Source organism: Streptomyces luteoverticillatus, assembly GCF_003970715.1.
Taxonomy (GTDB): Bacteria; Actinomycetota; Actinomycetes; order Streptomycetales; family Streptomycetaceae; genus Streptomyces; species Streptomyces abikoensis.
The window spans coordinates 3630453-3644497 of record NZ_CP034587.1 but is presented as its reverse complement, the minus strand read 5'-3'; the positions used below and the strand labels follow the sequence as shown (position 1 = coordinate 3644497).

Here is a 14045-nt window from a genome sequence, read left to right as displayed (position 1 = left end):
CGGAATGGGTTCGGTTCGCGTAGCGATCGTCGGTGTGGGCAACTGCGCCGCCTCGCTGGTGCAGGGCGTCGAGTACTACAAGGACGCCGACCCGAACGGCCGCGTGCCGGGTCTGATGCACGTGCAGTTCGGCGACTACCACGTGCGTGACGTCGAGTTCGTGGCCGCTTTCGACGTCGACGCGAAGAAGGTCGGGCTGGACCTCGCCGACGCCATCGGCGCCAGCGAGAACAACACCATCAAGATCTGCGACGTGCCGCCCACCGGCGTCACCGTCCAGCGCGGCCACACCCTCGACGGCCTGGGCAAGTACTACCGCCAGACCATCGAGGAGTCCGCCGAGGCCCCCGTCGACGTCGTCCAGGTCCTCAAGGACAAGCAGGTCGACGTCCTGGTCTGCTACCTGCCGGTCGGCTCCGAGGACGCCGCCAAGTTCTACGCCCAGTGCGCCATCGACGCCAAGGTCGGCTTCGTCAACGCCCTCCCGGTCTTCATCGCCGGCACCAAGGAGTGGGCGGACAAGTTCACCGAGGCGGGCGTCCCGATCGTCGGCGACGACATCAAGTCCCAGGTCGGCGCCACCATCACCCACCGCGTGATGGCCAAGCTGTTCGAGGATCGCGGCGTCGTCCTCGACCGCACGATGCAGCTGAACGTCGGCGGCAACATGGACTTCAAGAACATGCTCGAGCGCGAGCGCCTGGAGTCCAAGAAGATCTCCAAGACGCAGGCCGTCACCTCTCAGATCCCCGACCGCGACCTGGGCGAGAAGAACGTCCACATCGGTCCGTCGGACTACGTGGCCTGGCTGGACGACCGCAAGTGGGCCTATGTGCGCCTCGAGGGCCGCGCCTTCGGTGACGTCCCGCTGAACCTGGAGTACAAGCTCGAGGTCTGGGACTCCCCGAACTCTGCCGGTGTCATCATCGACGCCCTGCGCGCCGCGAAGATCGCCAAGGACCGGGGCATCGGCGGCCCGATCCTCTCCGCCTCCTCGTACTTCATGAAGTCGCCGCCGGTGCAGTACTTCGACGACGAGGCCCGCGAGAACGTCGAGAAGTTCATCAAGGGCGAGGTCGAGCGCTAAAGGCGCCGACCGGGCACCACACAGGGGCCCGCTCCGCTCGACCACAGGTCCCCGGGTAATCCGCCCGGGGACCTGTGCGTTGTGTGAGGCTGTGGACCATGCCCGTTGTGCGTGATCTTCGCGTCCTGCTCCAGTTGGGCGATTTCCGCCGGCTGTTGGCAGTACGGCTGCTCTCCCAGGCGGCCGACGGCGTCTATCAGGTCGCGCTCGCCGCGTACGTCGTCTTCTCCCCCGAGAAACAGACCTCCCCCGCCGCCATCGCCTCGGCCATGGCCGTGCTCCTCCTGCCCTATTCGCTGCTGGGCCCCTTCGCCGGCGTCCTGCTCGACCGCTGGAGCCGCCGCCAGGTGCTGCTCCACGGCAATCTCCTCCGTGCCGCGCTGGCCACGGTGACCGCTCTGCTCATCGTCGGCGGGGTCCCCGACCGGCTCTTCTACGCCTCCGCGCTCTCGGTCACCGCCGTCAACCGCTTCGTCCTCGCCGGCCTCTCGGCGTCCCTGCCACGCGTCGTCGACTCCCCCGAGCGCCTGGTCATGGCCAACGCCCTCGCGCCGACCGCCGGTACGCTCGCGGCGACCGCGGGCGGCGGCCTCGCCTTCGCCGTCCGGCTCGCCCCTCCGGAGGGCACCGCCGACGACGCGTCGGTCGTCCTCCTCGGCGCCGTCCTCTATCTCTGCGCCGCGCTCTGCTCGCTGCGCATGCCCATCGGCCTGCTGGGGCCGGACGCCTCGGCGCCCCGGGTCCGGCTGCGCACGGCGCTGGCCGTCTCCGCCCGGGGCCTGGTCGACGGGCTCCGCCATCTGAACGAGCGGCGCGTGGCCGCCCGCGCCCTGGCGGCGATGGCTCTGCTGCGCTTCTGCTACGGCGCGCTGACGGTGATGCTGCTGATGCTCTGCCGGTACGCCTGGTCCGGTGGCGGTCCCGGCGGTCTGGTCCTGCTCGGCTACGCCGTGGTCGCCTCGGGGGCCGGCTTCTTCGCCGCGGCGGCCATCACCCCATGGGCGGTCGGCCGAGTGGGGCGGCTGGGCTGGCTGGTGAGCTGCGCCGCGGCCGCGGCGGTCCTGGAACCCGCGCTCGGCCTGCCCTTCGAGCCCGTTCCCATGCTGCTCGCCGCCTTCGTCCTGGGGCTCGCCACCCAGAGCGCCAAGATCGTCACCGACACGGTGGTCCAGGCGTCGGTCGACGACGCCTTCCGGGGGAGGGTCTTCGCCCTCTACGACGTCCTCTTCAACGTCGCCTTCGTGGGCGCGGCGGCGGTGGCCTCGCTGATGCTGCCACCGGACGGACGGTCGCCCGCGCTGGTGATCGGAGTGGCCCTCATCTACGCGGCGATTGCTTCCGCTATGGCTGGATTTCGTCGCAGCTAACTATTACATCAAGGCCACAGCATGCCGCTGAACTGCGGGAATGTCATGGACACGGGATAACTTACGGGCGGCGTCCGCCGACCGAAAACCACCGTCCCTGAAGGGGTCTCCGTGACCACTCCGCCGCCCCACCAGAACCCGTACGGCCCGCAGGGCGGTGCCCCCTACGGCCAGCAGCCGCCCGCGCCCTATGGTCAGCCCGGCCCGTACGGCCAGCAGCCCGGCCAACCGGCTCCCCCGCCGTACGGTCAGCAGCCGGGCGGTTGGGGCGGCGCGCCGACGCCTCCGCCGGCCCCCTCCAAGGGCAAGAAGATCGGCAAGAAGATCGGGAGCATCGTCCTCAGCGTCCTGGTCCTCACGGGCATCTACATCGCCAAGCACATGATCACGGACGACGACACCACCGTGCTGGAGGTCGGCGACTGCCTCCAGAACAAGGGCACCAACTCCAAGCCGGACATCAAGAAGGTCGACTGCACCGACAGCAAGGCGAGCCACAAGGTGCTCAAGAAGGTCGACGGCTCCACGCTGTATACCCTCGCCTGTAACAACGTCGAGGGCACCACGGCGGCGCTCACTTGGGAGGAGCGCGCCGACAAGTTCACGCTCTGCCTGGGCGACAACAAGAAGTAGCCGGGTCCCGGAAGAGGGCCAGGGGCGGTGTTTCACGTGAAACACCGCCCCTGGCCCTCTTCATTTGTCTGTATCTCCGTGGTGGCGTTTCACGTGAAACATCAGCCCTGCTGCTCCGCCCACCACTCCTTGAGCGCGGCCACGGCGGCCTCCCGCTCCATGGGGCCGTGCTCCAGGCGCAGCTCCAGCATGTGCTTGTAGGCCTGGCCGATCTGCGGGCCGGGGCCGATGGCCAGGATCTCCATGATCTCGTTGCCGTCGAGGTCCGGCCGGATCGCGTCCAGCTCCTCCTGCTCCTGGAGCCGGGCGATGCGCTCCTCGAGCCCGTCGTAGGCGCGCGAGAGGGCGTTGGCCTTTCGCTTGTTGCGGGTGGTGCAGTCGGATCGCGTCAGCTTGTGGAGGCGGTCCAGCAGCGGCCCGGCGTCACGGACATAGCGGCGGACGGCGGAGTCGGTCCACTCCCCGGTGCCATAGCCGTGGAAGCGCAGGTGGAGCTCGACCAGCTTCGAGACGTCCTTGACCAGGTCGTTGGAGTACTTGAGCTTGGTCATCCGGGCCTTGGTCATCTTCGCGCCCACCACCTCGTGGTGGTGGAAGGAGACCCGGCCGTCCTTCTCGAAGCGACGCGTCTTCGGCTTGCCGATGTCGTGGAGCAGCGCCGCCAGGCGCAGGACCAGGTCGGGGCCGCCCCCCGGGTGGTCACGAGGCGCCTCCAGGGCCATGGCCTGCTCCAGGACGATGAGCGTGTGCTCGTAGACGTCCTTGTGGCGGTGGTGCTCGTCGCGCTCCAGGCGCAGCGCCGGGAGCTCGGGGAGGACCAGGGCGGCGAGCCCGGTCTCCGCAAGCAGGGTGAGGCCCTTGCGGGGGTGGCTGGAAAGGATCAGCTTGTTGAGCTCGTCCCGGACCCGCTCGGCCGAGACGATCTCCAGGCGGTCCGCCATCCCGGTCATGGCCGCCACCACCTCGGGCGCGACCTCGAAGTCCAGCTGGGCGGCGAAGCGGGCGGCCCGCATCATGCGCAGCGGGTCGTCGGAGAAGGACTCCTCGGGGGTCCCGGGGGTGCGCAGGACGCGCGCGGCCAGGTCCTCCAGGCCGTTGTGCGGGTCGATGAACTCCTTCTCCGGCAGCGCCACGGCCATGGCGTTGACGGTGAAGTCGCGGCGGACCAGGTCCTCCTCGATGGAGTCGCCGTAGGAGACCTCGGGCTTCCGGGAGGTCCGGTCGTACGCTTCCGACCGGTATGTGGTGACCTCGATGTCGAAGTCCGACTTGCGGCAGCCGACGGTGCCGAAGGCGATGCCGACCTCCCAGACCGCGTCCGCCCACGGACGGACGATCTTCAGCACGTCCTGGGGACGGGCGTCAGTGGTGAAGTCCAGGTCGTTGCCGAGACGGCCGAGCAACGCGTCCCGTACCGATCCGCCGACCAGGGCGAGCGTGAAGCCTGCCTCCTTGAAACGGCGGGCGAGATCGTCGGCTACGGGGGAGACCCGCAGGAGCTCGCTCACGGCACGGCGCTGCGCCTGGCTGAGCTCGGTCGTCGACGGCGGGGTGTGGCTGTCATTGTTGGCGTTCGGCACAACAGAAGAGGGTACGTGGCCGGGCGCGCCGAAGCCTCCCGGTTGTCGGACGCACTATGACACCTCTCACAAAGCAGGCGGAGACTGGACAACGGACCCCGTGGCGATCTTGTAGTGCGGTCCGCAGCACTTCGTCACAGCGGGCCTCGTTACCATTCGTGGACGCACCATCCGACGACCACCGACGATGACGAGGGACGGGCGAGCGCGTGGCCGAGGCGGCAGAGGTCCAAGGGGCCTTCGAGGGGACATCGCCCGCTCCTGCCTGCCGGTGGTTCCGGCGCACCGCTCTGCTGCTGGCCGGCGTGTTGCTGGTCGTGGGGCTGGGGCAGCTGCCGCAGGCTCCGGCGGCGCGGGCCGAATCGGCGAGCTCGGCGAGCTCGGCGAGCTCCCGGTCCGTCGACGTCTCTCTCGACACCGTGACGCCCGTCGCGCCCAAGCAGGACGACACGCTCACCGTCTCGGGCCGGGTCACCAACAACACGAAATCGACGATCACCGGTGCCCATGTGGCGCTGCGGGTGGGCCCGCAGATCACCACGCGCAGCGACATCGACGACATCGGCGTCCGGGCGCCCTTCTCCGCGGGCTCCGACGGCCCGGAGGTGGGCGGCAACCACGCCCAGAAGATCGACAGCCTGCCGCCGGGCGTCAGCCGCGACTTCACCATGACCGTTCCGGTGAAGGACATGGAGCTGGGCAAGGACGGCGTCTATCAGCTCGGTGTCACCCTCTCGGGGCAGTCCGGCGGGCAGTCCGAGCAGGTCCTGGGCATCCAGCGCACCCTGCTGCCCTGGCAGCCCTCGGCGACCGACGCGAAGAAGACCCGGCTGACCTTCCTGTGGCCGCTGGTCTCCGCGACGCATCTCACCGCCCGGACGGTCTCCGACCAGCAGCAGACGCCGGTCTTCCCCAATGACAATCTGGCCGCCGAGTTGGCGCCGGGGGGCCGGCTCCAGCAGCTCGTGGCGCTGGGCAAGAGCCTGCCGGTCACCTGGGTGATCGACCCGGATCTGCTGGCCACGGTCGAGGCGATGACGAAGAGCTACCGGATCGGCGGGCCGGACGACCCGAATCCCGCGCCGGGCCGGGGCCAGGCGGTGGCCAAGCAGTGGCTCAACCAGCTCCAGGAGGCCGTCGCGGACCACCAGGTGGTGGCGCTGCCGTTCGGCGACCCCGACCTCGCCTCGCTCGCCCACCGGGGGAAGGACGTCCCCGGGGCGCTCAGCCACCTCCAGTCGGCCACGGAGCTCGCCTCGACGACCGTGGAGACGATCCTCGGGGTGAAGCCGCGCACCGACTTCGCCTGGCCCGTCGACGGCGCCGTCGACTCCTCCATCGTGGACGTGGCCACCTCGGCCGGCGCCCACAATGTGATCGCCCGCAGCGACAGCGTCCGCGAGCCCGGCGGCTCCTCGTACGCGCCCACCGCGGCCCGGCAGATCGGCGGCGGCAACACGGCGATCGTGGCGGACGCCCGGCTCTCGACCGTCTTCGACGGCGAGATGATCAAGGCCAATGACTCCTCGCTGGCCGTCCAGCGCTTCCTTGCCCAGAGCCTCATGGTGAACAAGCAGGCTCCCGAGAACGAGCGCAGCATCGTGGTCGCGCCGCAGCGCATGCCCACGACGAGCCAGGCCCAGGCGATGGCGACGGCGCTCAAGGGCCTGGCGGACGGACGCTGGACCCAGTCGGCCGACCTCGGGGACGCGGCCAAGGCCCAGCCGGACCCGGCGGCCAACCAGCACATCCCCGGCTCGGGCTCGTATCCGGACTCGCTGCGCGCGCGGGAGCTGCCCACCGAGGCGTTCGAGGCGATCCAGCGGACCCAGAGCTCCCTGGACAGCTTCAAGGTGATCCTGACCTCCCAGGACCGCGTGGTCACCCCGTTCGGCAGCGCGATCATGCGGGCGATGTCCACCTCGTGGCGGGACGACCCCAAGGGCGGGGAGACGTTCCGGAACGCGGTGCAGTCGTATCTGGACCAGCTCACCCGGCAGGTCCATCTGATCGCGAAGTCCGACGCGACCCTCTCCGGACGCAGCGCCACCATCCCGGTGACGGTGCAGAACGGCCTGCTCCAGGGGGTGCGGGGGCTCAAGCTCGTCCTCACCTCCAGCCAGCCCAACCGCCTCAAGATCGACGCTCCCCAGCCGGTGGAGGTCGGGGGCGGGCGCCAGCAGTCCGTGAAGTTCGAGACGCGGGCCAACGCCAACGGTCCGGTGAAGGTGACGGCCCAGCTGTACGCCGAGGACGGTCAGACGTACGGCGATCCGATCTACTTCACTGTGCATGTCACGTCCATCACCCCTATGGTTCTGCTCGTCATCGCCGGTGGGGTCCTCCTCCTGGTCCTCGCGGGACTGCGTATCTACCTCCAGCGCAAGCGGGCCGCCGCCCGTAAGGCCGCGGGGGGCGGGCCCGACGGGACGGACGGCGGAGACCCGGGCGACAGTGGTGGCCCCGGAGACGACAAGCCGGAGCAGCCGGGTGATCCGGCGGCGGAAACCGGAGCGCGGAGCGGTGACCCGTCCGGCTCAGGTGAGAAAGTGGAACGTTGACGTTTTATGGGGCCGTCAGGCCGCGGACGATGAGGTGGGGTAGCGATGAGCGCGCCGTACGACGGTGACCGCGGTCAGGGCACCGGGGGCGAGCAGCGGGGGCAGTACCCGCCGCCCCCGCCTGCCCCGGCCCCTGCCGCCGCGGACCAGCCGCATCAGGGCCCGTACGCCCGGGACCCCTACCTCCGGGACGCCTACGCGTCGGACCCGTACGCCGCGCCGCAGTCCGGCGGCTACCAGCAGCCCCCCGCGCCGCCGCACGGGCCCGACACCCGGGCGTGGGCCCCGGCCCAGGCGCAGCAGCCCCCGGCGCCGGCCGGCCCGTACGAGGAGCAGGACGCGACCCAGGTCATCGGCGTGGGCGGCTTCGGCGAGCAGCCGCAGCGGGACGCCTTCGCGCACCTCTACCGCGATCAGCAGCAGCCGTACGAGCCCCCGCGCCCGGACGGCCGCCCGATCCCGGCCCCCGGTCAGTACGGATCGGCTCCCGGGCAGTTCGGCTCGGCCCCCGGTCAGTACGGCTCCCCCGTTCCGCCGCCCCCGCAGTCTCCGCTGGTCCCGCCCGCGGCGGAACCCGAGCCGGCGGACGCGGCACCCGCGGCCAAGGGCGGCGGCAAGGCGTCCGGGCTGCTGAAGTCCAGCGCGCTGATGGCGGCGGGCACGCTCGTCTCCCGCGTCCTGGGCTTCGCCAGGAACCTCGTCATGGCGGCGGCCATCGGCGTCAGCACCCTCAGCGACGGCTACCAGGTCGCCAACACGCTGCCGACGATGATCTACATCCTCGTCGGCGGTGGCGCCCTCAACGCCGTCTTCATCCCGCAGCTGGTGCGCGCGATGAAGAACGACGACGACGGCGGTGAGGCCTACGCCAACCGGCTGCTGACCCTCGTCGTCGTCCTGATGGCCGGTGTCACCACGGTCTGTGTGCTGGGCGCCCCGCTCTTCATCCAGATGATGTCGCCGGACATCGCGTCCGACGCGGACCGGATGGACGTGGCGGTCGCGTTCGCCCGCTACTGCCTGCCGACCATGTTCTTCATGGGCGTGCACGTCGTCCTGGGCCAGATCCTCAACGCCCGGGGCCGCTTCGGAGCGATGATGTGGACCCCGGTCCTCAACAACATCATCATCATCGCCACCTTCGGCTCCTTCATCTGGGCCTTCGGTCCGTTCACCCAGAGCGGCGTGACCTCCTCCACCATCACGCCCGAGGGCATCCGCCTGCTCGGCATCGGCACCCTGCTGGGCCTCGTCGTCCAGGCGCTGGCCATGCTGCCCTACCTCCGCGACGCGGGCTTCCGGGTCCGGCCCCGGTTCGACTGGCGCGGGCAGGGGCTCGGCAAGGCCGCCGGGCTCGCGAAGTGGACGTTCTTCTTCGTGCTGGCCAACCAGCTCGGCCTGGTCGTCGTCACCCAGCTCGCCACCCGGGCCGGCAGCCTGGCCACCAAGGCCGGCCACGAGGGCACCGGCATCACCGCCTACAACTACGCCCTCCAGCTCTGGCAGATGCCGCAGGCCATCATCACCGTCTCGGTGATGACCGCCGTCCTGCCCCGGATCTCGCGCGCCGCCCACGACGGGGACGTCTCTGCGGTCCGCGACGACCTCTCCCACGGGCTGCGGACGTCCGCCGTGGCGATCGTGCCGTGCGCCTTCGCCTTCCTGGCGCTGGGCGTCCCCATGTCGACCCTGATGTTCGGCAGCGGTTCCGGCAGCTCGGCCGCCACCAACATCGGCTACATCCTCATGGCCTTCGGCCTCGGCCTCATCCCGTACTCCGCGCAGTACGTCATCCTGCGCGGCTTCTACGCCTACGAGGACACCCGCACCCCCTTCTACAACACGGTGATCGTCGCCGCCGTCAACGCCGCCTTCTCCGGGCTGAGCTTCCTGCTCCTGCCGTCCCGCTGGGCCGTCGCCGGCATGGCCTTCTCTTACGGCCTGGGCTACGCCGTCGGTGTCGGGGTCGCCTGGCGCCGTCTGCGCACCCGCCTCGGCGGCGACCTCGACGGCTCGCACGTCGTCCGCACCTACGCCAGACTGATCGGCGCCTGTGTCCCGGCGGCTCTGGTCGGTGGCGCCGCCGCGTACGGAATCGGTCAGGTTCTGGGCAACGGTGTTCCCGGTTCGCTCGGCTCCCTGGTCGGCGGCGGACTGGTACTGATCGCCGTCTTCTACATCGCGGCGAAGCGGATGCGCATCGAGGAGCTGACCGCCATGGTCGGTATGGTTCGCGGCCGGCTCGGTCGCTGACCGGAGCACAACCATCGCCCGCCGCCGCGTGTCGTGCATAGCGCCGGACTGTGGGCACAATTGTCTTGGCTGTGGACAGCGTCCAACGGATGGGGAGGCAGGAGCGACGGTGGCGGAACGGAGCACGGCTGCCGTCGACGTGGCTGACAACAACGGCGACCAGCCGCTGACCGCCCAGGCGGACCAGGCCACGACCGACGGGGCGAAGACCGCGAAGAAGGTCGGCACCCACAAGGACACCCAGCGCGCGGAGAGCGAAAGCCCCGCGCGCGACGCGCAACCGCCCGAGCTACACAGCGGCCACAAGCTCGCCAGAAGGTACCGCCTGGAGGAGTGCGTCACCCGTCTGGAGGGATTCAGCAGCTGGCGTGCCGTCGACGAGAAGCTCCGCCGCGCGGTGGGCGTCCACCTCCTGCCCGCCGACCACCCCCGCGCCCGTCCCGTCCTGGCCGCCGCCCGCTCCGCGGCGCTCCTCGGCGACCCGCGCTTCGTTCAGGTCCTCGACGCCGTCGAGGAGAACGACCTCGTCTACGTGGTCCACGAGTGGCTGCCCGACGCGACCGAGCTGACCCCCGTCCTCACCTCCGGCCCGCTCGAGCCGCACGAGGCGTACCAGCTCGTCAGCCAGGTCTCCCAGGCCATGGCGGCCGCCCACCGCGAAGGCCTGGCCCACCTGCGCCTCAACCCCGGCTCGGTGCTGCGCACGGAGACCGGCCAGTACCGCATTCGCGGGCTCGCCGTCATGGCGGCGCTGCGGGGGATCACCTCCGAGCACCCCCAGCGCACGGACACCGAGGCCATCGGCGCCCTGCTGTACGCGGCCCTGACCCAGCGCTGGCCGTACGAGGCCAACGCCCACGGCCTCTCGGGGCTGCCCAAGGGCGTCGGCCTGATCGCCCCCGACCAGGTCCGGGCCGGGGTCCACCGCGGCCTCTCCGAGCTGGCCATGCGCGCGCTCGTCAACGACGGGGCCACCGCCTCCCGGCAGGAGCAGCCCTGCACCACCCCGGAGGAGCTGGCCAAGGCCGTCGCCGCGATGCCGCGCATCCGGCCGCCGGAGCCGGCGTACCCCACGCCCGTGGCCTACTCCCGCCCGCATACGGCGTCGCGCAACGGCGGCCCCGTCCAGCCCGTTCCGGTGCCCCCGCCGGCTCCGCTCGAGGGACGCACCGGCCGGGCCCTGAAGTGGACGGTCTCGGCGCTGCTCATCGCCGCGCTGGGCCTCGGCAGCTGGCAGCTCGCGGACACGCTGCTCAAGGACGGGGAGACGGACACCCCGCGCTCCCAGTCCTCGGGGGACGACCTCCCCAAGAAGACGCCCCAGCCGATCCGGATCGCGGACGCCAAGGAGTACGCGCCGGACGGCAGCCCCCAGGCCGGCGACGTGCACAGCACCTACAACGGGGACAAGAGTTCCCCGTGGCATTCCCGCTCGTTCAAGGACGGGCCGAAGCTCCAGATCAAGCCCGGCATCGGCATCGTCTACGACCTCGGGTCCAGCCAGAAGCTCAGCACCGCGTCGGTGGAGATGCGCTACGGCGGCGACCACACCACCGTGTCCTTCTACGCGACCGACTCGCTGTCGCCCTCGGTCCCGCCGAGCTCCATGAAGGCGTTGTCGACGACGAAGACCTCCGGGAAGGCGGTCCACGTCTCCTTCAAGGACGCCCCGGAGACCCGTTACATCCTGATGTGGATCACCGCGGTGCCCTATTCCCCGTATGACTCCACGACCTTCAGCAACGCCGGCTACAAGCAGGCCGTCAACGAGGTGAAGTTCACCGGCTGAGGCGGGATCGCACCGCTCAAGGGGAGGGCTCGACGGTGGACGACGTCACACGTGGCGGCGCGAGCGACGCCGAGCTGCTCGCCCTGCACATCGACGGCGACCCCGACGCCTTCGGGGAGATAGTGCGGCGACACCGCGACCGGCTCTGGGCGGTGGCGCTCCGGACACTCGGCGACAGGGAAGAGGCCGCGGACGCCGTGCAGGACGCGCTGGTCTCCGCCTACCGGGCGGCCCACACCTTCCGCGGCCAGTCGGCCGTCACCACTTGGCTGCACCGCATCACCGTGAACGCCTGTCTGGACCGGGCCCGCAAGGCCGCCTCCCGGCGCACCGACCCGCTCGCGGAGACCGAGCGCCTCGAGCAGCTCCTCGAACCCCATGAGTCCGCCGCCGCGCCGGCCGAGCGCGGGGATCTCCACCGGGAGCTGATCCGGGCCCTGGCCAAACTGCCTCCGGAGCAGCGGGCCGCCCTGGTCCTCGTCGATATGCAGGGCTATCCGGTCGCCGAGGCGGCCAGGGTCCTGGACGTTCCCGCCGGCACGGTGAAGAGCAGATGCGCCCGGGGACGGGCACGGCTGCTGCCGATGCTCACCCATCTGCGCCCGGATGGCAGGGGTAGCCCCGCCTCCGACCGGGAAAGGAACCGGTCGCAGGGCACGTCCGTCCCACCACCGGCGGGGCAGAGCGACACAGATCCAGTGAAGGGCGGAGGTGGGCGAGCGTGACTTCGAGGACCGGCACGGATGGGCACCCGGAGGTCGCGGAGATCTCCGCACTCACCGAGGGTGTGCTCTCTCCCGCGCGGACGACGGACATCCGGGAGCATCTCGCGGACTGCGCGCTGTGCGAGGACGTACGGAGCTCCCTGGACGAGATCCGTGGACTGCTCGGTACTCTGCCCGGCCCCACGCGCATGCCGGTGGATGTCGCCGAGCGCATCGACGCCGCGCTCGCGGCCGAGGCCCTGCTGAGCGCCACCGCCCCCGAGACGACTGCCGACGTCTCCCCGGAGAGCGGTGTTTCACGTGAAACGGGGACCGCGAAGCCGGCCATGGCATCCCCGGCACTCGCCGACGCCGCTGTTTCACGTGAAACCGGCGCCGCCGACCGTCCTGCGGGCAGCCCCCATGCCACGACGGGTCCCAAGCGGCGCGATCCCGCGTCGGGCCCGGGCATCCGGCGCGTCCGGCGCTGGCCCCGGGCACTGCTCGGCACCGCCTGTGCCGCCGCCGTCATCGGGGTGGGCAGCTTCCTCCTCCAGTCCGGTGGAAGCGGCGACACCCACGCCGACGGACCTCGCACGGAGGGGATCTCTCCCTCGGGCCGGGCGACCGGAGATCTCACGGCCCGGGTCCAGGCCCTGCTGAAGTCCGCGAAGGGTCCCGAGGTCCAAGGCATGACCCCGCGGACCGCTCCCGAGAAGACGCTGAGCGACTCGGGCGTCACCGCCCCCGCCTGTGTACGGGAGGGCATCAAGCGCCCGGAGCAGGCGCTGGCCACCCACCAGGAGACCTTCGGCGGCGAGGACGCCTATCTGATCGTCCTGCCGCATCCCGGCGACGCCGCCCTCGTCGACGCGTACCTGGTCTCCGCCACCTGTGGCTCGGCCACGTCCCCCGCCCCCGGGAAGGTGCTGATCGACCAGACCCTGCCGCGTGGCTGAGCCGCCGCGCCCGCGCTGTCGTACCTGCCGGGAATGCTCGCCCCGTAGGATCCGTTGGGTGGGGTGAGACCCAGCAAGGTTCCAGACAGCTGTCGGCAGACAAGGAAGACACCCGTGAGCGACGTCCGCAACGTGATCATCATTGGCTCCGGGCCCGCGGGCTATACGGCCGCGCTCTACACCGCCCGTGCCTCCCTGAAGCCGCTGGTCTTCGAGGGCGCGGTGACCGCCGGTGGTGCGCTGATGAACACCACCGACGTGGAGAACTTCCCCGGCTTCCGCGAGGGGATCATGGGCCCCGATCTGATGGACAACATGCGGGCCCAGGCCGAGCGCTTCGGCGCCGAGCTCATCCCGGACGACGTCGTGGCCGTCGACCTCAGCGACGAGATCAAGACCGTCACGGACTCCGCCGGTACCGTCCACCGCGCCAAGGCCGTGATCGTCACCACCGGCTCCCAGCACCGCAAGCTCGGCCTGCCGCGCGAGGACGAGCTCTCCGGCCGCGGTGTCTCCTGGTGCGCCACCTGTGACGGCTTCTTCTTCAAGGACCAGGACATCGCCGTGATCGGCGGCGGCGACACCGCGATGGAGGAGGCCACCTTCCTCTCGCGCTTCGCCAAGTCCGTCACCGTCGTCCACCGCCGTAACGCCTTGCGCGCCAGCAAGGCGATGCAGGAGCGGGCCTTCGCCGACCCGAAGATCTCCTTCGTCTGGGACAGCGAGGTCGCCGAGATCCACGGCGACAACAAGCTCTCCGGCCTCACGCTCCGCAACGTCCAGACCGGTGAGACCTCCGAGCTGCCGGTGACCGGCCTGTTCATCGCCATCGGTCACGACCCGCGCACCGAGCTGTTCAAGGGCCAGCTGGAGCTGGACGACGAGGGCTACCTCAAGGTCGCCGCCCCCTCCACCCGCACCAGCGCCACCGGCGTCTTCGGCGCCGGCGACGTCGTCGACCACACCTACCGCCAGGCGATCACCGCCGCCGGCACGGGCTGCTCCGCCGCCCTCGACGCCGAGCGCTACCTGGCCGCGCTCGGCGACGGCGAGAACGTCCGCGAGCCCGAGCAGTCCGCCGCCGTCTGACCTTCACCTCCTTCCCCCACGCA

Annotated in this window: 10 protein-coding genes; 9 read left to right on the top strand and 1 reads right to left on the bottom strand. The window is 70.8% G+C overall.

Features of this window, described 5'->3' with window-relative positions:
- Positions 1-4: 4 nt before the first annotated feature.
- From EKH77_RS16075 to EKH77_RS16065, 3 genes are all read left to right on the top strand, one after another.
- Entirely contained in the window at positions 5-1087 is a 1083-nt protein-coding gene (locus EKH77_RS16075; RefSeq protein ID WP_126915050.1) for an inositol-3-phosphate synthase, read from the top strand.
- Positions 1088-1185: 98 nt separating this feature from the next.
- Positions 1186-2454 (top strand): MFS transporter, encoded by a 1269-nt coding sequence (locus EKH77_RS16070; protein ID WP_126915049.1) that lies wholly within the window; start codon positions 1186-1188, stop codon positions 2452-2454.
- 111 nt (positions 2455-2565) lie between these two features.
- Positions 2566-3087, top strand: coding sequence for an LppU/SCO3897 family protein (locus tag EKH77_RS16065; RefSeq protein ID WP_126915048.1), 522 nt, complete (start codon positions 2566-2568; stop codon positions 3085-3087).
- 101 nt (positions 3088-3188) lie between these two features.
- On the opposite strand, the gene EKH77_RS16060 is transcribed toward EKH77_RS16065, so the two are convergent.
- Positions 3189-4667: a CCA tRNA nucleotidyltransferase gene (locus EKH77_RS16060; RefSeq protein WP_126915047.1), complete on the bottom strand. Its 1479-nt coding sequence runs from the start codon at positions 4665-4667 to the stop codon at positions 3189-3191.
- Between the two features lie 209 nt (positions 4668-4876).
- Here EKH77_RS16060 and EKH77_RS16055 point away from each other — a divergent pair, with 209 nt between their 5' ends.
- From EKH77_RS16055 to trxB, 6 genes are all read left to right on the top strand, one after another.
- The gene (locus tag EKH77_RS16055; protein ID WP_126915046.1) at positions 4877-7228 is read left to right on the top strand and encodes a DUF6049 family protein; all 2352 of its coding nucleotides are present in this window, start codon (positions 4877-4879) and stop codon (positions 7226-7228) included.
- Between the two features lie 45 nt (positions 7229-7273).
- Positions 7274-9481, top strand: a complete 2208-nt coding sequence (gene murJ, locus EKH77_RS16050; protein WP_126915045.1) for a murein biosynthesis integral membrane protein MurJ — start codon at positions 7274-7276, stop codon at positions 9479-9481.
- Between the two features lie 109 nt (positions 9482-9590).
- The gene (locus EKH77_RS16045) at positions 9591-11270 is read left to right on the top strand and encodes a protein kinase family protein (RefSeq protein ID WP_126915044.1); all 1680 of its coding nucleotides are present in this window, start codon (positions 9591-9593) and stop codon (positions 11268-11270) included.
- A gap of 35 nt (positions 11271-11305) precedes the next feature.
- Positions 11306-11995: an RNA polymerase sigma factor SigM gene (sigM, locus tag EKH77_RS16040; RefSeq protein WP_126915043.1), complete on the top strand. Its 690-nt coding sequence runs from the start codon at positions 11306-11308 to the stop codon at positions 11993-11995.
- On the top strand, positions 11992-12933 hold the full coding sequence (locus EKH77_RS16035; RefSeq protein ID WP_126915042.1) for a hypothetical protein: 942 nt from the start codon (positions 11992-11994) through the stop codon (positions 12931-12933). Before sigM ends, EKH77_RS16035 begins: the two co-directional genes overlap by 4 nt.
- Positions 12934-13047: 114 nt before the next feature.
- Positions 13048-14022 (top strand): thioredoxin-disulfide reductase, encoded by a 975-nt coding sequence (trxB, locus tag EKH77_RS16030; RefSeq protein ID WP_126915041.1) that lies wholly within the window; start codon positions 13048-13050, stop codon positions 14020-14022.
- The last annotated feature ends 23 nt before the right edge of the window (positions 14023-14045 follow it).

Coding starts and splice junctions, on each gene's coding strand:
- murJ (WP_126915045.1), top strand. CDS start 7,274: ATGAGCGCGCCGTACGACGGTGACCGCGGTCAGGGCACCGGGGGCGAG.
- EKH77_RS16075 (WP_126915050.1), top strand. CDS start 5: ATGGGTTCGGTTCGCGTAGCGATCGTCGGTGTGGGCAACTGCGCCGCC.
- EKH77_RS16070 (WP_126915049.1), top strand. CDS start 1,186: ATGCCCGTTGTGCGTGATCTTCGCGTCCTGCTCCAGTTGGGCGATTTC.